This window comes from Rhizobium sp. OAE497, assembly GCF_040546565.1.
Classification (GTDB): Bacteria; Pseudomonadota; Alphaproteobacteria; order Rhizobiales; family Rhizobiaceae; genus Rhizobium.
Genome location: NZ_JBEPOA010000003.1, coordinates 695,576 through 720,959, shown reverse-complemented (window position 1 = coordinate 720,959; position 25,384 = coordinate 695,576). Strand labels below are relative to the sequence as shown.

The following is a 25,384-nucleotide window of genomic DNA, read 5'->3' as shown; positions in this document are numbered from 1 at the left end:
CCTCAGGCGTCAAAGCATCAGACACTTTCCCGCCTAGAGGTCATTGCTTCTCCCATCACTCTCTGGCAATGACCTCGCCGAAATCCAGGTCCGGCGGCTCGTCACTGCTCCGCCGCACAGAGATCGCCTCACAAGTCCAAGGCCTAACCCGCCGCATGAGTGAGGCGATCTCACGCGCCGGGCGTCTTGAATCGGCACGTGATCTTCGAAGGATTTTCTACGGTGATTCTTGCGTGGCCGCTTTGCCACGGTTTGGGCCGGTTGATGTCGGATCCAGGGGCCATTCGAGAACCCTCCCCTGAACGGTGCGGACGACCTCAGCCGAAAGGCTTCGTTGCCTCGCGCGCCGCTTTGAGTCGCTCGGTCTTACGGCGACGGGCCTCTGCTTCGGCCTCTATCGCCGCAATGGCAACGCGATGCGTCTCTTCTTCGCGCGATCGCCGCTCGGCCCTTGTTATCGCATTTCGGTGACGGATTTTGGGTGGATCGTCTTGCTCACTCATGCGCGCATAACTGCGTCGGATCGAGGACAAGGCAACAGTCTCGTCCGATAGCGTACAAGACCCGGTTCCAGACATCGCTCAGCCAGCAATTCCAGTCACCAGCTCCATTGATGCCAGAATGCACTGAACAACAGCGAGGCCGCCGGAGCTTCCAACATCGGATTCGTCTTGGGTCGTTGAAACCCGCGCTCGGCGGGCTATGCGAGCATTGACTAATGCTGTGTGCAGCGACATGGAGCAGACCCACAATTCGCGAAGATGGACATGACCACTTACCGCTCTACAGGCCGGCACATCCCACACTCAGACGATGGCGCCTCTGATGTCGATGTCTTCGCAGAGATCACGTGCCTCCTCGAAGCCTTGACGGGCTTCTTGGAGCACCACGTCGTCAAGACGTTGAAAGGTCCCGAACCGGCGCTCGTTGTTTGCCGCCGGGCAGATGGCGAACCGGTTCCGCATGCTTGGCTGAAGCAAGAACCAGGCACCGGGCGTCTCTACAGAGACTTCGCGGTGCGAAGTGGCTCCACCAGGACCGTAGGATCAGCACGACAGGTCTTTCGCGACCCTTATGATGCAGCCCATCACCTGACGTCCCTCATGCAAATTCCATCGCCTCGCATGAGTACTTAGCGATGGAAGGCGCATAGCTGCTATGCGCCAGCTTATCTTTCTCCACCTGAGGCGAGCCTATAATGAGCAGGCCCTTCGAGACGCCTGCTGCATCGCGCGGCTTTCGCGTTTTCGAGCAACACGTGTGGGCGCTCCCCGTCTTCGGGTTGAGCGCCCTACTTGTATTTCATCAGCACCGACGCGGTTCGTCAGGCACCCGTCCAAACAAATCAGCCGATAATCCTGTTCGCCCAGCAGGTCCGACGTCCTTCATGATAAGGTCCGCAATTAGGTAGCAAATGCCATCCCTCGCCTGACTTGAGCCGCTTGATGCCGTTGCACGGATCGACCTTCGCCTCGCCCACCTCGATGGCCCACGCATAGAGAGCGCTGATCGCCGTGACGATGTTGTTGGCAGCCTCCGGACTGTCGATCCGCGTGTCTCGAATAGCAGTCACATGCTTTCTCTCGAGGAGTTCGAAAGGCTTGTCGCCATGCTTGATGCAAATGGCGCCGGCGACTCATCGGCTCGCTTGAAATACTGCTGGCAGAGCCAACGGAACGACCGCGCGACAACGGGCTTGGCCGAGTCCGCGATGACTGAAGCGTCGCTATAGGGGATGCCCTTTTCGGCGCATGCATATTCGCGCAGAAACGCGGCCGTGCCCTGCTTCTCGCGAAGCTGGACCTTCTTCCTTCCTTTGACACCGAAATAGAAGCGTACTTCGACTAGGCCGTCCTGGCGGCTCCTCGTTGCCAAGTGCGGAAGTTCAATGTAAGACTTTATGTCAGATATCAGCCTTTCTGTCAGCACTAGATCCAACGTTGGACTTTATGTCGATTTCTCCGTCGCAGTGCAGAGCCGCTCGTGCCCTATTGGAATTAGACCAAAACGAGCTCGCAGCTCGCGCTTCCGTATCGCGTGGCGTGATTATCGATTTCGAGAAAGGCCGGCGGACGCCTGGCGCAAATAATCTCGCTGCTATAGCGCGCGCCCTCCAGGCTGCCGGCGTCACCTTCATTGACGGTACTTACAGCGGAAGCGGCGGGCCTGGTGTCCGTCTTTTCGCGCCGGCCGGTGCTTCTATCGACACTAACGAAGACGAGACCATTCAATACAAGGACATGTTTGAGAACGACGCGCCTCCCGGTGCCGGCGGATGAACCACACACCCAAAGCCACCACTGACCTCCTAGCATCCGCCAAGACTGTCCACGACCGGTATCTAGCCGGCCGCATGGAGCGCGAGACGGTCCGCGAGTGGGCAACCCGCCTCGGCTTATATCCCGAGCCGCAAGGCGCACGGGTCAAGGCCGTTGCAGACTGGTTCCACGCCAACAAGAACGACGACGTCGACGACGAGATAAAGCGGAAGGATCTGGCCGTGCTGGCTGCTCTCATTGCGGAATGAGGCATCCCTCACACGATTGCGTCTGTGCCGTGAAGCGCAGCAGTACGCTGGATGTCGCTCGGAATAAGAAGCCCGCCGCCGGGGGTGGCAACGGGCTTCTAGGGTATCATGCCTTTGGTCTTCGTGTCGGGACATCTCACGTTCTCGACACAGACACGATAAGGCAACATGGTTGAAACAGTTACGGAACCATCCCTGCCTTTCCCCAGTTCTTCCACCAACTCAAACTCCTGGAGGAAGACAATGGCTAAGGACGATCTGACAACCGGCTTCACCGGAACCCCCACTGAGCCGCCGACAGGCGTTCGCAAAGCGGCATCTGATGCTGTGGACGCTGTCCGCCGCGAGACGAGCGCAGTGGCTGTCGGCGCAGCCGAACATCCGCACACAGCAACTGGCCTCGCGCTGACGGTCGGCGCAATCGGCCTGTGCATCGGCTACATTCTCGGCCGCAAATCTGCGGCATTGGACTACGATTATCGCCGCTATTGGCGCTGATATCTGTGCAGGTGGCGGACGACCTTGGGCAAACGCGCGCCGCAGACACCGGTGTGTCGCTACGCCCACCAACTGAGGGACCAGAAAGCCCGCTGAGCAACCACCTCGGCGGGCTTTCTGCGTTACCGCCCAAACACCCAAAAAGTCGGTGGGTTGTTTATCTCGCTGCTAAACGCGTCCTCAAGTTGCTGCTAGATCTCAAGCAGGAACTGGGGAACATCATGAAGAAACTGGTTGTAATAGCGGCAAGCCTTGCCGTCCTGTCGTCGTGCACGCCTACGCCGCAAAAATACGCTGGCACGCTGACCGTCACCGATCCGAAATTCAACAGCGCGGAGTGCAAAGAGATCCGCCTGCAAGCGCTTAACTACGACGACAAGGTCGGCGGCCGCATGGCTATCGGCCTGGCATCTGGTATCTTGTTAGGGCCGTTCGGCCTTCCTCTCGCCGCTGCGGCGGATGCCAGCCAGGAGGAAAAGCGTAAGGCATTCGCCCGAGAGATGCACCTGCGTTGTTCAAGCACGCCGCTACCGAAGAACCTTGAAGAAAAGCCGTCAAAGCCATCGGCCAAAAAGAGTTGAGCGCCGAATGATCTTCACCAAGCTAATCACCATTGCGGCGTGGATCGTCCTCGTTGGCAGCGTCCTGAGAATCATCACCGGCCTCGGCATCGCGACCGAGTTCCTGGGCCCGTACGAGGAAGCGCTGCGCCGATACGGCGGCACGGCGGCGAGCTCCGGAGCAATCATAGATCGAGGCGTTTATGGCTTCCTTGCCGCACTGATGCTCGGCACCCTGGGAGAAATCAGCAAGCGTAGGGAGAAGTAGGTTGCGCCCTTCGAGTTTGGGTGCGGATGGAGCGACGAGCGATAGCAATCGTAAGATTTAGCTATAGCCTACAAATCGATTTCCGCTACTGATTTCCTCAATCATTAGAGGAAATTCGATGCACAAAACCTTCGCAGCGGCAATCTTGGCGATCATGCTGCCGGTCGCCGCAAACGCCTGTAACATGGCCTATGCGTCCTGCCGCCATAATGACTCTCGTACCGACACCAACCGCTCGGACACGCCCAAGCCCAAACAGGCTAAGCCGGCGTACGGATGGCCCGGCCTGCACGTCGAAAGTGTTGGGGGCATGCGGGTTGTCGTCGATAGCCGCATTTCGGGTGGTGTTGGCGTGATTGTAGCCTACGACAACAACGGTCACCTCAAGGTTCGGGACCGAACAGGACGAATTTTTGTGTTGACCGATCCATCGAAGAGAGCTGCGCCCAAGCCCCATGTTCGAACGACCCTGGCTCGATCACTCCGAAGCGCGCCTGCCACCGATGTGCCAACCTCAATGACAGACGATCGCAATCAGCAGACGACCGTACATACCGATGGCAGCTCGGCCTCGCCGACCGAAAGTGATGATGCAGGGCAGACCGGTTCGGCGGCCGATGGTGGCGTTAATGAAGCAGGCGCTGGCGCATCGGATCAGACTCCCGCCGCAAACGGCGATGCGGGCGCCTCGTCCGCACCGACGGAAGCCGCCGCGCACTAGTCTGTCTGGGTTGTTGAAAGCCGCTTGACCTGTCGAGGTGTAAGGACGAGCCCGCCGGCAAACACCGGCGAGCCCTTTGATGGCTAGGCCGACAACGGATCGATCTTACATCCGACAGCATCTGCTCAAGTCACCAAGCGGCGCTGCTCATACTCGCGTCAGCGCGGGCAATTGTCAGATCCAGGTGACCGCCGACGCAATAGATCTGTTCGGCGTCAGGATCGGCTGGGTTCGGCCGCTTGCGAGCTCGCATATACTCGAACATGAACGGCCCGCACATCCCGAGCGATAACCAGTCTTGAGCTAGCATCTTCTCATGCAGCGGGTACTCGCCTGACCGAAGCCCAACGGCATCTTGTGCAGCACAAACGGCGCCGGCGCTCCGGTCTCTTCGAAAGTGGCGAAATACAGCGTCACGGGACGATAGGTGTCCGAAATCGCGCCGATGGCGATATTGACCGGGCTGTCGCTGGCGATGCCCTCCCCGCCTATCGTTGCAAGCGAGGTCTCCAAAACGGCCAGCGTGGCATCAACGGAGCCGGTTGCCTCTGCGGCGCCAGCCGATCGATCGCGGCAACCGAGCCGCTGCCGGTGATTGCCAGCGGTGCGAAAGCCGAAGCCCGAACCTTGCTGGTGATTTCGACGACAGTGCCATCTGGCAGGTAGCGCGCGCCGTCCGTCAGGATCTCCATGCGGTCTTTGTACGGTTTCAACGAGCCCCTCGATTTGCTGGCTGCTGGACGACTAGCTTTTCGAGGTTAGTTGCAGCCATTATTCGTCGTCCCGCCGGTTGCGGACCGAAAGTCTAGCCACGTCGAATAGGTCGGCTGGTTGCCCGTTGCTGTGTCTTCCATAGATTGTTCCTTGATTATTGGTCGTGGCCAAAAAAAAGCGGCGCCTGCCGGTTACGGGAGACGCCGCTGATGGCCTGCCGTGGACTTCCACGACTACAATCGCGCTACTTTCCGTGGTTTCGCACGGGCGCATTCCCAGTTTACGGGCAAGATCGATCGTCGGAATAACCGTGCCGCGCAGGTTGATGACGCCAAGAACCTCGGGCGACGTATGTGGCAAGGCTCCCCATCCGCGGATTTCGCGGACGGACGTCGTCTCGATGCAGAATGTTTGTGCGTCAAGCTGGAATGAGATGATGTCCAGCGTCGTCTGCTCATTCAGGTTCGTGCTCATGCTGGACATCAGAATTCCTCCCAGCTGTCGCCGCCCTTGTTCGCCAAGATCCTTCGGATCGTGAGAAAATGGTACGGAAACCCCACGAGCGCAGAGGTCTTTCCACAAAATTTTCGACGATGCGGTTTACGTCTGGAACACAGGTCAGTTCGAGTCACACCCGTGTTGCCGACGACAAACGAGACGCTCGTCCTTCAAAGGAAGGTACTCCTGAGTTCGATGATTGGGATGTCTGAAAGCTTCTCGAGCGGAGAACCGGAAGCCGTCAGTGCCTACCCGTCTCGGTAGTTTAGGCCGCCACAAAATCTCACAGTACTCTATCGGCCCGAGCCGATCGAAACCTACCTGTGAGAGTGTTTAGTTCTATAGCTCCCAAGTGCAATGCCCGGATTGATGCGATAGACCCTGTCGAAATCTTCGTCCGTAAAATTGCGGTAGGAATAGGAGGCATATTCCCTAAACAGGCTACGCAGATCCTGCCTGATCTGCCGGTTGACCCATTCGAGCAGGCCCGCTTTGAAAATGACAAAGACAGGATAGTATTTCGCCCTGAAAATCCGGTTCTCGGCAAATAGCTTCTCGGCATCCTCAAGTGCCTTGAACATTTCGAGGCGGCGCTCGTCAAACGTGTTGGTATGCTGCTCACGGCCGGGAACGAGCCGATGCGTGGTGAGGCTGGTATTGATGGCCAGGAACCTGCCGGCATTCATATAGGCAGCCCAATGCGGCAGGATGTCCTCGTTAATTCGCGCCGTCGAAAATTGCCAGTTCGTCGACCGGATGAATGACGTCCTAATGATCTCGTTCCAGGGATAGTTGATCGTCACCAGGAACTATGCGGCCTCATCCAGTTCGACAATGGCACTCTCACGATCGCCAAGCACGCCGTCCCATATGTTCTTGTCGACCGGCGGCATCCCTCCGGGGATTTCGTCGGCCGTTCTGAGGACGCTGTATCTGAAGGCAGCGACATCCACACCGGAGCTGTCCATCAGCGGCAGCACTGTATTGATGTCATCTTCGCCAAGAAGGTCGTCGGCATCATGGAACAGGCAATATTCGCTATCGACAAGCGCGAGCGCCCTGTTGCGGGCGCCCCGCGGCCGGTATTGGTTTCGCTTCGAAGCAGCCTGATGTTTTGATGGACATGCATGTATTGCTCGACGACTTCGCACGTATTGTCCGTTGACGCATCGTCAACGACGATGATGTCCATGTCGGCTTTGTTTCGGACCACACTCTCAAGCGTCTGCTCGACGCTGCCGGACTCGGCCATCTGCATGAGTCCGATCCGAAATAGACCTTCAGCCGGCTGGCTGCTTGGACCGACGATGATCGGGAACGGGCCCAGTGCTACGTTCGTCACGCACGCGCCGCCGCGCACGATATGTTTGGCCAAATAGCCGCGCTGGCCTCGGCATGAGAGATCAATGATATGCTCCTGGACCCGGGATTTGCCATCGTGCTTGTAACCTTTTTCTATGCATTTGCATTGTTGACTAATTGGGCGCGCTGGGTCGCGTCTTGTGCTTGAGGGCGACCGCTTCTTGCCACCGGATCGGGTCCTTCTTACACCACTTTCCACGTCCGGCAGCTTTCGGGCCGAATACATTCGCGCTCTGATACGGCGCGACTTGAAGAGCCGTGAAGAAGCCTGGGAAAGCCTGCAGAAGCAGCTTGGTCCGGCCATGCATGCCGATGACAGCGAATTTCTGTCCGTGACGGCAGAGGATGTGATCCACCATAATACGCAGCGCTGGTCATGGGGACTACCGCTTTTATCCCCGCGCAGACGCGGCCCAGGATAAGATCTGGCGCTACACTTTTGATAAATGGGGTGAAGCGCAGGTCACAGGCCATCACCTACATCACGGGCCTTCACCAGTATTTGAGACTGCTCTGCAGAAAGCGCAGGCTTTGGCGACGGCTGCCTCAGGCGCTTTACCCGAACGCGGATAGCCTGACCGCCCCCGGCACCCAATTTTGTTCAAAATCCTGTTCACGAGATAGCCTTATGTCCAATCAAATGAACAATCCTTGACTGTCCACCGAGCTCATGGCACAATGTACAAAATTCTGGACGCGAGGAGAAGCCTCATGTCCACTCAAATGAACAAGCAGGTATAGCCGTGCCCCGTCAGAGAAGCTACTCCAGAGTCACGCACCAAGCGCTCGCCATGCTCGGCAAGCTGATCCGCGTCGGCCGGGCCGGGCGCGGCCTGACCGCGCAGGAACTGGCCGACCGCGCCGGCATCAGCCGCACGACCCTATCCAGCATCGAAAAAGGCGCTCCCGGCCCCGAGATCGGCATCGTTTTCGAGGTCGCTTCAATCGTCGGCGTGCGCTTGTTCGACTATGACGAGCGCATGCTTCAGATGCACAATGCCCGCCTTGACGAAAAACTGACCCTGCTGCCCAAGAGCGTCCGCCACGCCGTGAAGGAGGTCGATGATGACTTCTAAGGCGGACGCTACCGAAGCCTTTGTCTGGATGTGGCTGCCCGGGGCGACGGAACCAGTGGTCGCCGGCCGCCTCGACCAGGATGGCGAGCGCCTGCTCTTTACCTACGGCGCCAGCTACCGCCGCCGTAAGAGCGCCATCCCCATCTACGAGCCTGAACTGCCCCTTCAGGAGGGCGTCATTGCGCCCATCAACGGCCTGTCGATGGCGAGCTGCATTCGCGACGGCTCGCCGGATGCGTGGGGCCGCCGCGTCATCATCAACAGGCTGACGGGTAAGAAACCTGATGCTGCCGGCGTACCCGAGATCAGCGAGCTGACCTTCCTGCTCCAGTCAGGCTCCGACCGGATTGGCGCCCTCGATTTCCAGGCGTCGGCCACGGAGTATGTCCCCCGCCTTGCCGCACAGGCATCGCTTGACGAGCTCATGGAGGCAGCCGCCCTTATCGAAAAAGGCGTCCCCCTGACCCCGGCGCTCGACCAGGCCCTCAATCACGGCACGTCGATCGGCGGCGCGCGTCCCAAGGCGCTCATCGACGACGGCACAAGGAAATTCATCGCTAAATTCTCAGCCGCTAACGACACCTACAGCGTTGCGAAGGCCGAATTCATCGCGATGAAGCTGGCAGCCGCCTGCGGTCTTAACGCCGCGCCCGTGTCGATGACCAGCGCCGCCCATAAGGACGTGCTGCTGATCGAACGCTTTGACCGCACCCACACAAAGGACGGCTGGACGCGCCGCGCCATGGTCTCGGCCCTGACCATGCTGGGTCTCGATGAGATGATGGCCCGCTACGCTTCCTACGAAGACTTGGCCGCACTCATCCGCCACCGCTTCAGTAACCCCAAAGACACGCTCAGGGAACTCTACGGGCGGATTTGCTTCAACGTGCTGTGCGGCAATACCGACGACCACGCCCGCAACCACGCCGCCTTCTGGGACGGCAAGATGCTCACGCTCACGCCGGCCTATGACATCTGCCCGCAAGGCCGCACCGGCAGTGAAGCCACCCAAGCCATGCTCATCAAGGGCGAGGGCCGTGCCAGCACGCTCGCCACTCTGCTCGCTGCCGCGCCCGACTATCACCTGAAAGAGGCCCAAGCCGCCGCGCTCATCGAACAACAGATCATAACCATCGCCAAGCTCTGGCAAGAGATCTGCGATGAAGCAGACCTCAGCCCCGTCGACCGCAAGCTGTTCGCCGGACGCCAGTTTCTCAACAGCTACGCCCTTGAAGGACTCGCCAACCACAAGGCGCTGCAGGACGCCTTCCGCACCGCCCACAACGCGCTGCTCACAAGCGCAGGCGCCTGACGATGACAGCGCCAAAGCAGCTCAAAACACGCGCCCGGCCGGGAGCATTCCTCCGCTCCCTCGGCCATGCCTCATGGGCTGCCGAGCAGACCGCCTCCGGCATCACCTTCCTCGGCAGCCGCCGCCAGGCGCCGTTCTCATCATGGGCAGGCCCGGCGCAAATCACCGCATATCGGGGTTCACCACGATAGACGTACCGCTGGCCGCGGCCGGAGCGCAAGATTGGCGGGCGTCACGCCGCACAATGCCGCCGGCTTTATTTCTGCGGGCCAAAGAAGCCTTCCGCACCCACTTCCTCAGGCAATTCGAAGAGGCACAAGGCGAACTCACTGCGCTGTCCGAAGTGATAGCGCGCCTTGGCCAGCCCCGCCGCTACCCCGCCGCCTGCCTTCTCTCACCCTTCCTCTCGCGGGCCACAGCCATCATCAACGCTTTGCCAGCCACCATCCCTGACGGCGTCCTTTCAGAAGAGCCGCAACAGCTCATCGCCGTCCGGGCGTTCCAAGACATCCCGACGACGTACTCCGCGCTGCCATCGAGCGCATCATCGATTCAGACCTCGCCGGCATGAAAGGCGTCTTCGACACGATCGAGAAAAACCAGCTGACGCCGGAGCAGCGCCTTGTCGTCGTGACCGATGAGGAGGCAACACTCGTCCTCGCCGGCCCCGGCTCAGGCAAGACATCGTCGCCAACGCCTTTCCGCGCGCCGATCAACTGTCAGGCCATCTATAATCCTTCCCGTGGGCTGTGCGTGAAGCGCAGCCGGTCCTGCCATGCTTGCGCTATGCCAGGAGTTCGATTGAACGGGCGATTTTTCCGCTGTACTGCCCAAGCGATACGGGCAAGCTTGTTTGCAAGCGCCACTGCGCTGCGGATAGTCACAGACTGGACGCTACCCTGCCGTGACGGCTCGGTAATATCCTCCTTATCACGTCGTTCGGAACCAATCGCCAGGGTGGGCGTTTTTACGGCGCATTCAGCGGGGGCCATTTGATGAGTAGTCATTTCCAAACAAAATCAATTGCGACAGATCGAGATCGGCGGGTTTTCCGAGTACTCGACTTTGCTGCTCGACACGGACTGGACGAAAAGCAAGAGCGCGATCTTCTCGCATTGTTTGGACAATTTGCGACACTGCATGAACTACTGACCAACTGCCGTCTTCCCCATCGAATCCGATAGCCCCACTGGCGGCCGATCCTATTTTGTCATCGCGCCTGTGATGCTCCACGAACAAAGCGCTCTTACCTCGGAAACAACATGAGCAAACGTACGCTGTTTCAATTTTTCCACTGGTACTTGCCAGGCGAAGGCATTCTTTGGAATGAGGTAGCCGAGAAAGCTGGCGAACTTTCGGCGTTGGGCATTACCGACGTCTGGTTGCCGCCAGCTTACAAAGGCGCCTCCGGCGCAAAATCGGTCGGATACGACACCTACGATCTCTTCGACCTCGGCGAATTCGACCAGAAGGGAAGCGTCGCGACAAAATACGGCGACAGAAATGCACTTGAGAAAGCTTGCAAAGCCTTGAATGACCACGGCCTGCGTCCGATCCATGACGTCGTGCTGAACCACAAGATGGGAGCGGACGAGAAGGAGCGCGTCGTCGTCCGACGCGTGAATTCCGACGACCGGACACGGATCGAAGAAGACGATATTGAGGCCCTCGCCCATACCCGGTTCACGTTTCCGGGACGATCCGGCAAACACTCCGAGTTCATATGGGACAAGCAGTGTTTTAGCGGCGTCGACGTCATCGAAGAGCCCGATGAGACCGGAGTGTTCCGGCTTATGAACGCGTATGGCGAGGGTCAATGGAACGTTGAAGTCGATGACGAGCTGGGCAATTTCGACTATCTGATGGGCGCTGATGTCGAATTCCGCAACAGGGCTGTCTACGAGGAGCTGAAATACTGGGGCCGTTGGTTCTCCGAACAGGTTCCTGTATCGGGGTTCCGGTTGGATGCCGCGAAACATATCCCGGCATGGTTCTTCAAAGACTGGGTCGGCCATATGCGCGATACCGTCGGATCAGACTTGTTCGTGGTCGCTGAATACTGGCACCCCGAGATGGCGACGCTCGCAAACTATCTTGACCTCGTGGACAGTCAGCTGATGCTTTTTGACGTCGCGCTTCACCACCGCTTCCATGAGGCCTCCAAAGCGGGCGCAGAGTTCGACATGCGAACGATCTTCGACGGTTCACTCGTTTCCTCCATTCCCGAGCACGCGGTGACACTGGTCGACAATCACGACACGCAGCCTCTCCAGTCGCTCGAAGCGGCGGTTGAACCGTGGTTCAAGCCCCTGGCCTATGCCTTGATCCTCCTGCGCGAACAAGGAACGCCCTGCGTCTTCTATCCCGACTTATACGGTGCCAATTACAGCGATGCGGGAGACGACGGCAGCCACCAGGAGGTGCAGATGCCCCTGATCGGCTGCTTGCCGAGACTAATTGAGGCCCGAAGGCGGTTTGCCAACGGCGTTCAGATCGATCGCTTCGAAAGCCCCAACGTTATCGGTTTCGTCCGCCAGGGAACTGATACCGATCCCGGTTGCGCGGTGATCATGTCTAACGGTGACGCCGGAAATCTGTCTCTTGAGCTTGGTCCGGACCAGGCAAATATGGCGTTCGTCGACTTTCTCGGTCATCACGATGCTGAGGTGACTACGGATCGACACGGTCGCGGCGATTTCCCCACAAACGGTGGAAGCGTTAGTGTCTGGGTGTGCCGGGACGGCCTTTAGGACAAAAGATCAGCCCCCTCACCCTTGCAAACGTCTGTTTACACGCACTCCAGGAAATGGCGGATGCGACGGAATCATCCGCCACTGGGGGGCGGCGGTGGAGCCGGCGAGGCGTGTCCCTGTTCGACGTTAAGCTCCTCTATGAGAACGGAGGGCTCACCGACGAGCTCTTCCGCACATTCTTTGTCCTGTTGCCAGCTCTCCCCGCCCGGCGCACGAACTGCTCCGGCCGTCACTCAGCAGTCTCGATAAGACCTGCGCCCGCGAATTCGTCGGCATGAAAACCATACCCTTCACTCCCGACGATCTCATCGAAACGAAGGATTGCCTGATCGCTGATGTCGGCGCCCGCCTCGTCGCGACTGCCCAACGATTCCTGACGACGTTACATGACGGCGATCCGGACATTGAAGCCATCGCCTTGCGATAGGCGGCAGAACGTCCCGCTGTGCGCTGGAAGCTGCTGAACCTGAAGAAGCTCGGTTCCGAAACCTTGACACGCACAAGGCGCAATGGGAAGAGCTCGGTAAGCTCCTTACCCTGAAGAAGAAGGAGAAACAGATGCCGACAATGGAGCCTTCGACAAAGCAGCGGCGCAGGGCAGAGGCCGCGACCTGCTTCGTTTCGACGGGGTGCTCGGCGGCGGAAGCGCTGCTGGCGCGCCCGCGCGCCGTACCGCAAGGTTTTATAGCGGCTTGCCATTGTCGGAAAGCCGTTCAGCGACAAGCGGAACACCACCGCGCTGCAGGCGGCAGAAGACTGGCGGCGCCGGCATCCGGCCCGGGTGTCTGCGCTCTCGTCTCAATCGCGTGAACGCCGGAACAAACTGGATTCCGCAAGGTTTATCCGCGGCGGGCAAGGCCCCGCTCAGGTGAGGACCATGACATATTCAACTTCAGGAATTCCAATTCAGCGCTACAGCGCGTCGCTGCGCGCCATCCCACTGCATTTCGCCGCCGCGTGTTTCACCGGCGCTTTGATCACAGACATCGCCTATTCGCAGACAGCGGAGATGACTTGGGCGAATTTCTCGGCCTGGCTGCTGACGGCCGGTTTGCTGCTTGGCGGGCTAGCTCTGCTTGCGGGCCTTGTCGATCTCGCACGCGGCCGTTTCCGCCTTGCGGGTGGGGCGGCGTTGCTTTACGTGCTCGGCAACATTGCCGTATTCGTCGTCTCGCTCTTCAACGCCTTCGTCCATAGCCGCGACGCCTGGACCTCCGTTGTTCCGACAGGCCTGGCGCTGTCGGTGATCGCCTTCGTGCTGATGATCGTCGTCGCCGTCTGTGGATCGATCACAGAACGGCGCATAGCGGGAGGATATTGAGATGACCATGCACTCCGTTGCGCGCCACGCGATTCCCGCTGCGGTCCTGCTTGCCTCCACCGCACTGCTCCTTGCCGGATGCAGCGGCGACGAGCCTGATCCTGGCAGCGAAATTGGCCCCAATCCGAAGTTGCCGGAGCAATCGCAATATCTCATCCCGCCGATGCATGTGGCAAAGGTCGTCGGCTGGAAGGATGGCGAGACGCCGAAGGTCGCAAGCGGGCTGAAGATCCAGGCGCTCGCTTCCGGCCTCAAGCATCCCCGCTCGGTCTATACGCTCCCGAACGGCGATATCCTAGCCGTCGAATCTGTCGCACCGCCGGAGGCATCCGCCAAGCGCCCCAAAGACCTCATTATGGGCTTCGTCCAGTCATTCGCGACGGGGGGAAGCGGTGGTGGAAACGAGGCGAGCAACCGCATCACGCTCCTGAGGGACGCCGATGGCGACGGTGTCGCCGAGGTTCATGACGTTTTCCTCGATCACCTCAACTCGCCTTTCGGCGTCGTCCTTGTCGGCAATGATCTCTACGTCGCCAACACGGATGCGATCGTGCGCTATCCCTATGTACCCGGCGAAACCAAGATCAACGATCCCGGCATAGTTCTGACCGAACTGCCCGGCGGGCCGATCGACCATCACTGGACGAAGAGCCTGACGGCCAACGAGGACGGTTCTCTGCTCTATGTCGGGGTCGGCTCGAACAGCAATATCACCGAGAATGGCATTCAGGCCGAAAAGGATCGCGCTGCGATCTGGGAAGTGGACCGGCAGACCGGCCGCCATCGCATCTATGCAAGTGGCCTGCGTAATCCGAACGGGCTGAGCATCGAGCCGCAGACCAAGGCCTTGTGGACGGTGGTCAACGAGCGAGACGAACTCGGGCCGAATCTGGTGCCGGACTATATGACCTCGGTGAAGGACGGCGCGTTCTACGGATGGCCCTACAGCTACTACGGCCAGAATGTCGATCCGCGCGTCATGCCGCAGCGGCCGGATATGGTTGCCAAGGCGATCGCGCCCGATTATGCGCTGAGCTCGCATGTGGCGCCGCTCGGTATGGCTTTCAGCAAGGGTACCAGCCTGCCGCAGGACTATGCCAGCGGCGCCTTCGTCGGTGAGCATGGAAGCTGGAACCGCAACGCCTTCAACGGCTACAAGGTGGTCTTCGTGCCCTTCAATGGCGGCAAGCCTGACGGTTCGCCCAAGGATGTGGTGACTGGTTTCCTCGATGACCAAGAGCAGGCCCGCGGCCGCCCGGTTGGCGTGGCACTCGATAAATCGGGGGCGCTGCTGGTTGCCGATGATGTCGGCAATACCGTCTGGCGCGTTTCCGCGCAATAGCAGTCTTCAGCCGGGCTTTGCCGCCCGGCTGCATCAGCTTCAATTGGTGTTTATGGCATCGAGATCGGCAATCAGGCCAGGGCCGGATGGGTGACTGGTAAGTTGTCTCGATGCGCGGCCCGCGCCATTTCCTGGCTGGTTCATCTGCTATCGGCAACAACGGCAGGTGGCACCGGCTCTTCGAGCATTTATCGATGCGGTCCGGGAAGGAGCGGCGATGGGGCGGACAGAGTTGGAGATTTGGACGCTGCCGGCTGAACAGACAACTACACAATCAGTGCGGTTCGAGCCATCTCAGATGCCACCGAAAGCGCCCATGAACTGCGCCGCTATCCGATCACCAAATGCCACGCGGAAAGCCACATCAGCGCTGAAAGCTCGAATGAAACAATGATGGCTGCAGCAGCGTCGCTTATGCTCATGTCGATCCCTCCGCAGCGTCCTCCAACGCCATGGAAAAAGCTTAGTACACAATCAGTTTGATGCAATGGAACTGCCGTTGCGTAAAAGTAAATTTTTCCACGGTTCAAGACGTCGCGGCGGTCCTGGCTCCCTGCTCTTCGGCAACGTTGTTATTTGCAGTTACCCTACTTTCTTCTCGCCGCTTGCTCAGGACGTGTTTAATCACCATCGCGCCCACGACCGCGAAGATGGCCGCTTGAAGAACAAGATATACCGTCAGAACCCACCAAAGCATGCTTTGCACTCCGTTGACGCTAAGGGAGATGGGATAGCTATTCCGTGCGCCTATCGGACTTAGGTCCGATTTAAATCGCAAACGCTACACCTCTAACCCATGCCTATTGGCGACAATGGTGGGTGAGCGGTTCTGAAGCTGGCGGGATCAGGTACGGCATACCGGCCAATATGTACCATAGCGAACCATCGGTTGCTGGCCTTCGCCCTAAGGGTAACCTATACGGCATGACGAATCGCGCCAAGTTCCTGCTTCTGGCAACCGCGATTTCGCTCCTGATGTGGGGCGGGATCATCGGAGGAGGCATCTTGCTTCTGTCAGACGGCGTGGATCACACCTTCACGGCCGGCACCAGATAATCCAGCTGCAGTGCAGCCAGAAGGCTGCTTAATTAAAAACGCTGACACTGAACGATAAGGCGACGGCGCCCAGGGCCAGTACCGTGAGGAAGAGCGTAAAGACCGCCAGCCTCAGGCCTTTCGGCTGATCAGAATATAAGCGAGGTCGGTCCGAATTCGAAGTATCGATACCGCGAGCCCCATGCCGGTAGAGGTGATGATCAGTGCCTTCCTCATTGGTGTGAGCATCCATTCGGCTAGCCATCTTGAAGATACTCGACCTCTTGCTCGACGTTGATGAGAAAATCATCGAGCACCCACATGCCGATCAGTGTGAAAAGAACGATGGCGGCCGCCCACGACAGGCGCATGTAAAGAGGCATTGCTTCCATGGCGCGAACATGCCGGTGAACCCGGTGAACCGCAATTTGCTATATGGACTACATCCTATGGCTAGATGAGATTTTCTGGCCCGCCATATCATCGCGGCTCAACGCGATAAAGCCCGCGTCCTGTCACGGTTGCGGGCTTTAAAGCGGATGGGTCGATCCAGATGGCAGGCCGGTCTCGAGTCGCCCTGCCGAGAGCCAAATGCTTATAATGATGCGGCTTTTGTGTGGCCCCACCGGTGGTCGTCAATCAGATTATTAAGAGATTTTCCCCGAGCGCTTGACGCTTCGCCTCAGCGTATTCACGGCGATACCTACCTGCAGACCTCCTGGAAAAGGAGCGCGGTCCTCACGGAATCAAAGGGCGTGATCATCTCGGAACAAAGCTGCGGCTTCATCGAAATCGGCACTCGGCCGTGTTCACCAGCGCGAGTAGCCCACTTAACTGCACTTTGGGTCGACGAGATCTTCCGCCGCCGCAGGATGGCGAGGCAACGAAGTCATGACATTGGCTAGGATGTAGATGCCCCTTGTGCCATCGGGGTGTTCACCGCCGATAACTCCGATTGTCACACCCTTCATGTTGCGCGCCGCCCCCGGGATCTCGCTTGCGACGACCTGAACCGGATTGACGCTAGCTAGTCCGTCGCCGGGAACGAAAAGTGCCCAGTAGAGCTGTCCTTCCAGCTTCAGCTTCAGGCGCTCGAACCGCACGGCGCTAATGGTCGACCTGGCGAGAGCGTTTTTTACGCGTGGCTTCACACATCCGATATGAATGTGCAGATGGTCTTGTGTGCGGAAGATTGCGGCATTGATCGCCAGTGCCGCGTCGTCCCAAGCCTGCCGCGTTGCGGGAATGCCAAGCGATCTCTCTTGCCACGCCATAGCGAAGTAATTGGGAGTGGCAGGATCCAAAAGCCGCGGGTCCTCTATAGCGCTTAGCGCCGAAAGCGGTGTGAAGATTGTGCGCTCGCCAGCCGTCGGCTCACGCAGGACGGCGTATGAGGACAGCGGCACCTTCCCCTCCACTACCTTAAGACAGGGAAACGCTCCTCCCGACAGCTCGTAGCTGACCTCGCAAGTCTTGAGCACGATCCCGAGTGCCGCCCGGCTCGAGAACGACATACTCCCGGCCGCGACGAGCGTCAGCGCAATTGTAAGAGGCAGAAGTCGGAACGTCATGAGGTTGCCGAGTAAGTTTGTGAAATGACCACCACCGATCCAAAGAGCTGGTCGCCTGAAGCTCTTATCGTGGGAACGGCCAATGTCCAATCTCAAATTCGTGACGTCGATCCGGATACCGGTTTCGGTAGTCTCTTCCGCGGTTGACAGCCTGGTAATATTATAACTTGCCTCTTCATAAGGAGATTGGGAACGCAAGCGCACGTTCCTATTGAGCCGCAGGAGGCAAAGCTTCCGAGCGATCGGCGCGTGTTCACGATCATCTTTCATCGCTGCGAGGCATGGAAGGACAAGGCAGCGTTGATAGCGCTATCCGGGACACGCTGCGTCAGCGCGTTTGCCATCGAGAGAAGATATTCAGGCCATGAGGTCAGCAACGTTGAGTTTCACCGCAGGTGGCGTCGTCGGCAAGACGGCACTTCCCAACCGAGGCTCATAACCCGCCCTTGATCCCAACGTTGCCTATTATTCACATACGGCCAAAAGGGGACGATCAGGCGGTGGCGTCGGTAGAAATTGGTAACCACTCGGATGATCGAGCCGCCCCCAGGCTGGACGATATCTCGGCATCGTGGTTGAATCTGGATGGCGGCTTTCAGACCAACCGCCTCCCCTGATACCCATCAGCTTGAGACCCGCTGGCACACGCCAGCGGGTCTTTTGGTTCGCTGATTGGGGCGGTGGAAGCCGGTCTAGAGCCGAGCGGCTGAAAAGAGCGCCCTTATCATCATCATCCTGGACGGGAGCGCCAAAAGGATGGGGTAGTCCAACGCATCGGCGGCGTTCCCCGGCCATGTCAGCTTTTTCATGCGAGACCGCCGTTTGCCTCGTTACCGTTGGATTGGTCTACAAGGAATCAATCTGGCTTTCCGACTTCAGCGCCGCTGAATCGGCCTTATGCAGCGTGGCTGCAGCTTTCGAGAAGAATGATGGTGCCGATCATGCCTCATCCCCATTTGCTGACAACGGCGCGTATTTTTTAATATGAGCCAGGTGCGGCATCTCGCGGAACCAGGCGCTATCATCCGCAGCGTCAAAGCCAGCGGAGGACAATAATTGTTGCGAATACCGCCGGACCTTGCCCTTGTCGTCCAACTTGAACTTGCCGGTTCTCTCATTGTAAACCGCAAGCCATTCAGCGTGCAGATCCGGATACGGGTGCTTTACAACGCAGCAATCGTTGTGATCGCGATCATAAATGGATGGGACCTTAACGACGTCGGTCATGGAACGCCTCCTACAACTGAGGTTTCTTGAGATGGACGAAATGATGTTTGTATAGGCTGCGAAGGTCGCTATCACCGGACAAAACGCCGAGATCAATTTGCTCTATCCAGATCTGCGAAAGCTTCATCTTATGCCGGAGCAGGGTAATTTTGGTGTCATTGCTCATGTTCTCTCGATCGAACTTTCACCTGATGCTTCGAATTTTGTGCGACCTAATCGCAGAGATGAACTGGCAATACTCCGTGAGCTGTTCGATCGGCAAATTGGTAAAGCTGGGGGCCATTTTCTATCACGTTATTTGATGGTTGTACGCTGACGAGGTTTCGCATCCTGCCGGCGAGCTTCGAGCCGCTGCAATTCTGCCTCGATGGTCTTTCTGATGAATTCCGAGCGCCTGTTCGTTCCGACGGCGGCGTCGATGCGCTCCTTCTGACCGGCGAAAAGCCGGACCATAAGCTGTTCCAGATCCATTTTTGGTCTGCCACGATGCGTCATGCTCGTGAAATATTCTTGATTGTTTACCGTGTCAAAACCCACTTCTCGCGGATCACATCTGATACGCCGAATGATGGCGGCGAAGCGCCCTTCGTTACGGCCTTTAGTCTCCTTGCCCGTCGGTTCGTCATCCTCCAATGCGGCCAAGCCACGCTCCGTAAGCCCATGGTCGGCGTCGATCTACCCCGCCGAAAGCAGAGCCGCGAACAGAAGTTTGACTCGGGCCCGCGTTTTCCTGCGAGCATTTCCAGCATCTCTATCTCCTGATCAATCGGCATATGACTTATCGGGGATCGCGAAGTGTACGTCACCTTCACGGTCGGAAGGGACAAAGGGCTGCGGCGGTGGGCTAGTCCGGTGAATGACTGTCACGGACGCATCACGCCAAAGGCTTCATTCCTGATATATTAGCCATGTGCTGGGAAGTCACATTAGAGGATTGAATGAGGCGCCCCTTTGTTCATCATCTTGAAGTCTGTGCGAAGCTGGCCCGCAGCAAAGGTGGCAGCTTACTGGGTCCCTAAGCCGTTGGCCGATGCTCGAGCCAAAGCTGCGGAAATCACAGGAGCAGCGCGCGAACGCCGCGAGTTCTTGCGGGGCCCGCTGCACTGATGCATCGGGTTTCATTGGCTGAAGAAACCGCGCACAGATGATGATGGCACGGTCGGATGCAAACTTATGGGCATGGCCGTGTCAGCCGGCTTTGCAAACGCCTGCTACAAAAAGCCCATATCGCAGTTCCGTTGACGCTCATCATCACGCGGGAACTGGGATCGCCGCAAGTGGTTCGAAACATTGCAAATCAGCAAAAGGAAACAGGAGCGCCATTCGCTCAATCGAAGGTCCGCCAATGGTCTGACGCCTGCTCAGACTGAAGTCTTATATGAGATTACTTGTGGAACCTAAAAACCTGACAATCATTTTATTGCGGTCTGAGCACTTGAGGTAAGGCCCCATGAAGAAAATTATTCTTGCTGTCGCTGTCGCTTTCTCGTCCATTATTGCGGTCCCGGCAGCTTCTTATGCTGACACCGTCGTCATTCGCACTGATGACGGTCCTCGACTGCATCGCGGCTGGGAACGTGGCCACCACCGTGGCTGGGATAATAATCGGAGAGCACGGCTGGTACGGGAAGATTATCGTCGACACCCGGCGGGTTGCTTCACGAAACGAGTTGTAACCTATCGGGATGGCGAGCGAGTTTCGCGGACGACCAAGGTTTGCCGCTAACCGAAGCCAAGTTGGCCTCACGGAGCCGGGGAGTAATCAAACTCTCCGGCTCCCGTCGTTTTACGAATAGCATGCAGGGCTGGCGGGGTGGCGAACATCTTCACGGGAACTTATGCACCTTTGCATGTTATCCACCACGACAAGCCTCCAGTTGGCGGCGCTGGAGTTCGAAATCGGAGCGATCTTAGACCAATTTGACGGTGTCAATGCTGTCCAGGCACTTGCCGTCGGCTGATTGGGTGGCTTCCTGATGAAATGCACCGGGTACCGCTTCCATCAGGAGGACGACCTCGCTCCCACGGGCACCGCAAGTGCAGTGGACAACGGTCATATCACTTTGTGCCGGCAGTGAATCCGTAGTCGGTTCCGTCGCTCAACATCCAGACCGCGCCGGAAATAATGCCGCCCCACATGAGGAGCGACAGGCAGATCGCCAATATCAAGGGACAGCCAAAAATTCTCATCGTCAAACTCAGGATGCTTCCTGGCGCCTACACGTTTCCCAATGGTCGAGCTGCGCCCAGCTCGGCGGATAGCAACGGCCTGCCCCGCCGAAGCGGCTCCTGAAATGTTCGAGCTCCAGCGGTTGCCTGTTCACGACCTTATCGATCAACGTTTCGAATGCGGCGACAGCGCCCTGGGCATATGGCCGGGCATGTCGAAGCCCCAGGACGGCTCCGGTTATTGGTTGGTCCCCCTTCAAGGATAAGAGCTGATCGAACGCTTCCCATGGTGGCTTGTGCTTCGTCAGGGTTCGACCTTAGGTCGAGTAGGGACCAGCCGTTCGCCCAGCGCATGACTTTATGATCCCAACGAGGGCCGTGAGAACCAGGACGACGAAGGCCTGGGCAAACCTTGACAGCTGTCAATGTTTGAGCGAAGCCCGATGACAGCTCGATACCAGCAAACACCGGGCGGATGCAGAAAACCCGTTCAGGTGATACAGATAACGTCTGTGCTGGAAAGCCCATGATGGGACTGGATTTCGACCCGGCCTGGCTAACAAAGTGAAACCCACATGACACCACACCTTTCCCTTCCGCGCGACCGAATCTCCGTCCTTCTCCTTGAGGGCATCAGCCAGAGCGCCGTGGATTATTTTTCGACCAGCGGCTACACGAACCTTGTTCATTTGCCCAAGGCACTCGACGATGCCGAGCTCAAAAGACATATCGCCGAGGCCCACATCATCGGCATCCGGTCTCGCACGCAGCTGACCGAAAAGATTTTTGACGCCGCCAAGAAACTCATCGCCGTTGGCTGCTTTTCTGTCGGTACGAACCAGGTCGATCTTGAAGCTGCTCGCCGGCGCGGGATCCCGGTATTCAACGCGCCCTATTCAAATACCCGCTCGGTCGCAGAGCTCGTCATTGGCGAAATCATCATGTTGACCCGGCAGATCTTCCCGCGTTCAGCGTCCGCGCATCAGGGCGGCTGGGAGAAATCGGCTGTCGGCAGCCGCGAGGTCCGTGGAAAGACCCTCGGCATCGTCGGCTACGGCAACATTGGTTCGCAGCTGAGCGCCCTGGCCGAGAGCATGGGAATGGTCGTACGCTATTTCGACCTTTCAGACCGGCTGCGTCGCGGAAACTCGGAATCGATGGCTTCACTCGGCGAACTGCTTGAGATCTCTGACTATGTGACGATGCATGTCCCTGAGACCGCATCGACCAACAACATGATTTCCGAACCGGAACTGCGTCGCATGAAGAAAGGCGCAATCTTCATCAATAACTCGCGGGGAACCGTGGTCGATCTCGAGGCACTCGCAAGGGTTCTCAAGGACGGTCATCTTGCGGGTGCCGCCATCGACGTTTTTCCCAGGGAGCCGGCATCCAACAGTGAGCGTTTCGAAACACCCCTGCAGGGTCTCAGTAATGTCATTCTCACGCCGCATATCGGCGGCTCGACCGAGGAGGCCCAGGAGCGCATCGGCGGCGAAGTGTCGAGGAAGCTGGTCGAGTATTCCGATATCGGTTCGACCATGGGTTCTGTAAACTTCCCGCAGGTTCAGTTACCCGAGCGCCCAAATGGCACCCGCTTCATGCACGTTCACGAAAATCGCCCCGGGATCCTTATCCAGCTGAATGAGATCTTTGCCTCGCGCGGGTTGAACATCGTCGCCGAGTTTCTGCAAACCCACGGTGATACCGGCTATGTCGTCATCGAAGCCGAAGGCGCTTCCAAGACGGCGGACGAGATCCTCCATGCGCTGCGCGCGATACCAGGAACAATACGGACGAGACTGGTCTACTAACAGCGCAAGCGATTGCGGCCGGCTACCCCGATGGCAGCGCCAGCGCCCTCCGTCACAATATTCGTTATGGAGAGCCGGGCGTCTAGGTCCTGTGAAGCCCGTCATTCGGTCCGCCTGGAGCGATCGTGGAAGCTGCCGGCCTGCCTGGACGATGGATGGCGGAACGATCCAGTCCTAGAGTAGGACGCTGTTTTGCAACGCAGCTTTGACCTTCCAGGCTCACGAGTATCCGGGCGTCAAGCGAAAGGCTGCGAACCCAGCAACAGGTAGCAAGGCTCGGGTTTGGGTCCCGAGCCCTTTCGCCTATTTCGCAGTCTTGATCTTGTTGACCTCTTCGGCGCTCAGCTCGCCGACGGTCGTCACTTCACCATTGCTGATCTTCCAGAGACGAAAAGGACCGGTAATATCACCGTACGGGTCGAAGCTGACTGGACCGATGACCCCCTCATACTTCACAGGTTTGCCATCCTTGATGAGCTGCAGGGCCTTGGCAAATTCTTCCTTTCCCGCATGGATCGGCGTACCGCCATCGGCCACCACTTCCGGCATCGCAGCCTTGATGGCGGCGGCATCCGCTTTGCCCGCCTTGGCAATGGCGAGTGCGACGATCGCACCGGCATCGTAGGAGCGGTCGGCAGCCGGAGCAGAAGGCGAGATGCCGCCGGAGAAGGCTTCATAGTTGCCGTTGAAATATTCCGTGGACGCCGTCGGACTGGTGCCGGAGGAGGTGCCATAGGCGTTCTCCAGATACTGAGCGCCGACGCTCTCGATGAAGTCCTTGGAGTTCATGCCGTCGTTTAGCAGGAATGTCTGCTTGCCGCCGCCGGAAACCCAGGCGCGAGCAATGGTGGCTCCATCCACAGGCGTACTGACGAGATAGAGTGCGTCGGGGTCGCCGGCCATGGCAGTGCTGGCTTCCGAGGTGTAGCTCGACTGCTTCTCGTTATAGGGCGTAGTCGAGGTTATCGTGCCACCGAGCTTTTGATAGGCCGTGGCAAACTCCTTGACCATGTTTACGCCGAAATCGTTGTTGACGTTGATGATGGCGATCCTCTTCAAGCCCTGATCCATGGCAAATTTTGCGGCCGCCGTACCTTGCAGAGCATCCGAGGTGATGGTGCGGAAAAACACGCCGTTCGTCTTGCCGCTACGGCCGAGCTCGGTCAGCGTCGGTGAAGAGGATGCGGGCGATACCTGCACGACGCCGGCCGGCGCCGTCACCGATGTCAGGATTGGAATCGAGACCGAGGAGATGATGCCACCGATGATGACGGGAACCTTCTTGATATTGACGAGCTGTGTGGCTTGATCAACGGCAACGTTGCCCTGGCTCTGGCTGTCGCGGGTGTCCGCTAAAACCTTACAGCCATTGATGCCACCGGCATCGTTGAAGTCACGGAAAGCCATCTCGACGGACTTTGCACCCGCCTGGCCATATTCACCGGCCGGACCTGTCAGCTCCATGACCAGGCCGACGGTAATGTCGCAGTCGGCGGCAAATGTCGGCACCGTGGACGCAGCAAGCGCCGCGACCATGGCGGAAAGCAGGACTGTCGTTCTCATTTTTGTTCCCCTTTGTTGAGATTGTACTTCATGATGCTGCCGTGGCGGCCTTCCCTGTCCCGCTCCAACGCATAGACGTCGCCGTCGAGCGGCTTTGATTGGGCGAGGATCGCATCGATTTCAGCCATATCGCCTTGGCTGAGCGCGGTATCGGCTATGGCGAGATTTGAACGCAAGTGATCCCTGTTGCGAGCGCCAACGATTACGGCCGCGACCCCGGGCTTGGTCAGCATGGCGGTGCTCGCGATGGTCGCGATATCGGTGCCGTGCCGGTCGGCAATGCGCCGCAACGTTGAAAGCAGGGCCTGGAACAAGTCCCATCCCCCGAAATCATCGATGATAAGCTTGTATTTCGTGAGCGATCGGTTTTCGAGCGGGTGCTCCGGCTCGCTTTGGCCGAGCCATCGATCACCGAGGAAGCCGCCGGCCACCGTGCCATAGCAAAGCAGGGCGAAACTCTTCTCCTGAGAGAGAGCCACCATGCGCTTTTCCGGGCGCCGGTCGAGCAGCGAGTATTGCAACTGAAGCGAGGTGAAGGGCACGCCAGAGCCAATGATCGCCTGAACGTGTTCGGTGTCGAAGTTCGTGCCGCTGATCTGGCCGATCTTGCCGGCCTCGTGCAGTTCCTTCAGCCAGCCTGCTGTTTGCAACCAGCCCTGGATATCATAGGCCCACCAGTGGAACTGAACGAGGTCGAGGCAATCGAGGTTGAGCCGTTTGCGCGAGGTGTCGATGACGCCCTCGACATAAGCCTTGCTGATCCTTGGCAGCACGGCAAGATCCGGCACGAACTTGGTGTGGACGCGAATACGCGACAGCGCCTCTTGCCCGCGCAGGTTCCCATAGGTAACGCGGAAGCGGCCGATCAGCTCTTCGACACCGGTATAGATGTCGGCGCAGTCGAACGTGGTGATGCCGGCATCGGCAAAGGCGATCATGTCCTCGACGGCACTGTCGCCATCGATTGCGCCATGCCCGCCCGCCAGCTGCCAGCCGCCGCGAATGACGCGGGAGATTTCATAATCGGGGGCGATGGTGATGCGCTGCATGTCG

The 25,384-nt window shown here is 58.5% G+C and carries 25 protein-coding genes and 2 pseudogenes; 15 read left to right on the top strand and 12 right to left on the bottom strand.

The window, feature by feature from the left end; genetic code table 11:
* Nucleotides 1-1,345: 1,345 nt before the first annotated feature.
* Nucleotides 1,346-1,573, bottom strand: a complete 228-nt coding sequence (locus ABIE40_RS30160) for a hypothetical protein (RefSeq protein ID WP_199629760.1) — start codon at nt 1,571-1,573, stop codon at nt 1,346-1,348.
* Nucleotides 1,574-1,949: 376 nt separating this feature from the next.
* Between ABIE40_RS30160 and ABIE40_RS30155 the strand changes: the two genes are divergently transcribed.
* The 6 genes from ABIE40_RS30155 to ABIE40_RS30130 all read left to right on the top strand — a co-directional run bounded on the left by ABIE40_RS30155 (nt 1,950) and on the right by ABIE40_RS30130 (nt 4,574).
* Nucleotides 1,950-2,279 (top strand): helix-turn-helix transcriptional regulator, encoded by a 330-nt coding sequence (locus ABIE40_RS30155; RefSeq protein ID WP_199629800.1) that lies wholly within the window; start codon nt 1,950-1,952, stop codon nt 2,277-2,279.
* Complete coding sequence (locus ABIE40_RS30150; protein WP_199629761.1) at nt 2,276-2,527, top strand: hypothetical protein; 252 nt, start codon at nt 2,276-2,278, stop codon at nt 2,525-2,527. The genes ABIE40_RS30155 and ABIE40_RS30150 overlap by 4 nt, the downstream gene beginning before the upstream one ends.
* A gap of 243 nt (nt 2,528-2,770) precedes the next feature.
* Nucleotides 2,771-3,025: a hypothetical protein gene (locus ABIE40_RS30145; protein WP_199629762.1), complete on the top strand. Its 255-nt coding sequence runs from the start codon at nt 2,771-2,773 to the stop codon at nt 3,023-3,025.
* A 221-nt stretch (nt 3,026-3,246) separates the two neighbouring features.
* Nucleotides 3,247-3,606 carry a hypothetical protein gene (locus ABIE40_RS30140; RefSeq protein ID WP_199629763.1) on the top strand — a complete coding sequence of 120 codons (360 nt, stop codon included), beginning with the start codon at nt 3,247-3,249 and terminating at the stop codon, nt 3,604-3,606.
* A gap of 7 nt (nt 3,607-3,613) precedes the next feature.
* On the top strand, nt 3,614-3,853 hold the full coding sequence (locus ABIE40_RS30135; protein WP_199629764.1) for a hypothetical protein: 240 nt from the start codon (nt 3,614-3,616) through the stop codon (nt 3,851-3,853).
* A gap of 118 nt (nt 3,854-3,971) precedes the next feature.
* Nucleotides 3,972-4,574: a hypothetical protein gene (locus ABIE40_RS30130; protein ID WP_199629765.1), complete on the top strand. Its 603-nt coding sequence runs from the start codon at nt 3,972-3,974 to the stop codon at nt 4,572-4,574.
* Nucleotides 4,575-4,877: 303 nt separating this feature from the next.
* On the opposite strand, the gene ABIE40_RS30125 is transcribed toward ABIE40_RS30130, so the two are convergent.
* Both ABIE40_RS30125 and ABIE40_RS30120 read right to left on the bottom strand, forming a co-directional pair.
* Nucleotides 4,878-5,087 (bottom strand): hypothetical protein, encoded by a 210-nt coding sequence (locus ABIE40_RS30125; protein ID WP_199629766.1) that lies wholly within the window; start codon nt 5,085-5,087, stop codon nt 4,878-4,880.
* A 258-nt stretch (nt 5,088-5,345) separates the two neighbouring features.
* On the bottom strand, nt 5,346-5,771 hold the full coding sequence (locus ABIE40_RS30120) for a chemotaxis protein CheW (RefSeq protein WP_199629767.1): 426 nt from the start codon (nt 5,769-5,771) through the stop codon (nt 5,346-5,348).
* 27 nt (nt 5,772-5,798) lie between these two features.
* Between ABIE40_RS30120 and ABIE40_RS30115 the strand changes: the two are divergent.
* Nucleotides 5,799-5,916, top strand: a pseudogene (locus ABIE40_RS30115) (conjugal transfer protein TraH); the annotation flags it as partial.
* Between the two features lie 187 nt (nt 5,917-6,103).
* Here ABIE40_RS30115 and ABIE40_RS30110 read toward each other — a convergent pair.
* The 3 genes and pseudogenes from ABIE40_RS30110 to ABIE40_RS30100 form a co-directional block, all read right to left on the bottom strand.
* Nucleotides 6,104-6,589, bottom strand: coding sequence for a hypothetical protein (locus ABIE40_RS30110; protein WP_246777683.1), 486 nt, complete (start codon nt 6,587-6,589; stop codon nt 6,104-6,106).
* A gap of 6 nt (nt 6,590-6,595) precedes the next feature.
* Nucleotides 6,596-6,754, bottom strand: coding sequence for a hypothetical protein (locus tag ABIE40_RS30105; protein ID WP_354541276.1), 159 nt, complete (start codon nt 6,752-6,754; stop codon nt 6,596-6,598).
* Nucleotides 6,755-6,781: 27 nt separating this feature from the next.
* A pseudogene (locus tag ABIE40_RS30100) lies at nt 6,782-6,978 on the bottom strand (glycosyltransferase); the annotation flags it as partial.
* Between the two features lie 961 nt (nt 6,979-7,939).
* On the opposite strand from ABIE40_RS30100, the gene ABIE40_RS30095 reads away from it, so the two are divergent.
* From ABIE40_RS30095 to ABIE40_RS30065, 7 genes are all read left to right on the top strand, one after another.
* Nucleotides 7,940-8,224 (top strand): helix-turn-helix transcriptional regulator, encoded by a 285-nt coding sequence (locus ABIE40_RS30095; RefSeq protein WP_199629768.1) that lies wholly within the window; start codon nt 7,940-7,942, stop codon nt 8,222-8,224.
* Nucleotides 8,214-9,536 (top strand): type II toxin-antitoxin system HipA family toxin, encoded by a 1,323-nt coding sequence (locus tag ABIE40_RS30090; protein WP_199629801.1) that lies wholly within the window; start codon nt 8,214-8,216, stop codon nt 9,534-9,536. The genes ABIE40_RS30095 and ABIE40_RS30090 overlap by 11 nt, the downstream gene beginning before the upstream one ends.
* Before the next feature lie 244 nt (nt 9,537-9,780).
* Entirely contained in the window at nt 9,781-10,107 is a 327-nt protein-coding gene (locus ABIE40_RS30085; RefSeq protein WP_199629769.1) for a hypothetical protein, read from the top strand.
* A gap of 691 nt (nt 10,108-10,798) precedes the next feature.
* Nucleotides 10,799-12,286 (top strand): alpha-amylase, encoded by a 1,488-nt coding sequence (amyA, locus tag ABIE40_RS30080; RefSeq protein WP_199629770.1) that lies wholly within the window; start codon nt 10,799-10,801, stop codon nt 12,284-12,286.
* Nucleotides 12,287-12,563: 277 nt separating this feature from the next.
* Nucleotides 12,564-12,716 carry a hypothetical protein gene (locus ABIE40_RS30075; protein ID WP_199629771.1) on the top strand — a complete coding sequence of 51 codons (153 nt, stop codon included), beginning with the start codon at nt 12,564-12,566 and terminating at the stop codon, nt 12,714-12,716.
* Nucleotides 12,717-13,166: 450 nt separating this feature from the next.
* A complete protein-coding gene (locus tag ABIE40_RS30070; RefSeq protein ID WP_199629772.1) occupies nt 13,167-13,610 on the top strand; it encodes a DUF2231 domain-containing protein in 444 nt (147 codons plus the stop codon).
* Between the two features lie 7 nt (nt 13,611-13,617).
* On the top strand, nt 13,618-14,952 hold the full coding sequence (locus ABIE40_RS30065) for a PQQ-dependent sugar dehydrogenase (protein WP_199629802.1): 1,335 nt from the start codon (nt 13,618-13,620) through the stop codon (nt 14,950-14,952).
* Between the two features lie 1,292 nt (nt 14,953-16,244).
* Here ABIE40_RS30065 and ABIE40_RS30060 read toward each other — a convergent pair.
* From ABIE40_RS30060 to ABIE40_RS30045, 4 genes are all read right to left on the bottom strand, one after another.
* On the bottom strand, nt 16,245-16,379 hold the full coding sequence (locus tag ABIE40_RS30060) for a hypothetical protein (protein ID WP_354541246.1): 135 nt from the start codon (nt 16,377-16,379) through the stop codon (nt 16,245-16,247).
* Nucleotides 16,380-16,817: 438 nt separating this feature from the next.
* Nucleotides 16,818-17,756, bottom strand: coding sequence for a CDP-diacylglycerol diphosphatase (locus tag ABIE40_RS30055; protein ID WP_354541245.1), 939 nt, complete (start codon nt 17,754-17,756; stop codon nt 16,818-16,820).
* Nucleotides 17,757-18,497: 741 nt separating this feature from the next.
* Nucleotides 18,498-18,785: a hypothetical protein gene (locus ABIE40_RS30050; RefSeq protein ID WP_199629773.1), complete on the bottom strand. Its 288-nt coding sequence runs from the start codon at nt 18,783-18,785 to the stop codon at nt 18,498-18,500.
* Nucleotides 18,786-19,079: 294 nt separating this feature from the next.
* Nucleotides 19,080-19,427, bottom strand: coding sequence for a hypothetical protein (locus ABIE40_RS30045; RefSeq protein WP_246777685.1), 348 nt, complete (start codon nt 19,425-19,427; stop codon nt 19,080-19,082).
* Between the two features lie 2,102 nt (nt 19,428-21,529).
* Between ABIE40_RS30045 and serA the strand changes: the two genes are divergently transcribed.
* Nucleotides 21,530-22,768 carry a phosphoglycerate dehydrogenase gene (serA, locus tag ABIE40_RS30040; protein WP_199629774.1) on the top strand — a complete coding sequence of 413 codons (1,239 nt, stop codon included), beginning with the start codon at nt 21,530-21,532 and terminating at the stop codon, nt 22,766-22,768.
* A 303-nt stretch (nt 22,769-23,071) separates the two neighbouring features.
* Here serA and ABIE40_RS30035 read toward each other — a convergent pair whose 3' ends face one another.
* On the bottom strand, nt 23,072-24,331 hold the full coding sequence (locus tag ABIE40_RS30035; RefSeq protein WP_199629775.1) for an ABC transporter substrate-binding protein: 1,260 nt from the start codon (nt 24,329-24,331) through the stop codon (nt 23,072-23,074).
* Nucleotides 24,328-25,380 carry an aldo/keto reductase gene (locus ABIE40_RS30030; protein ID WP_199629776.1) on the bottom strand — a complete coding sequence of 351 codons (1,053 nt, stop codon included), beginning with the start codon at nt 25,378-25,380 and terminating at the stop codon, nt 24,328-24,330. The genes ABIE40_RS30035 and ABIE40_RS30030 overlap by 4 nt, the downstream gene beginning before the upstream one ends.
* Nucleotides 25,381-25,384: the final 4 nt, after the last annotated feature.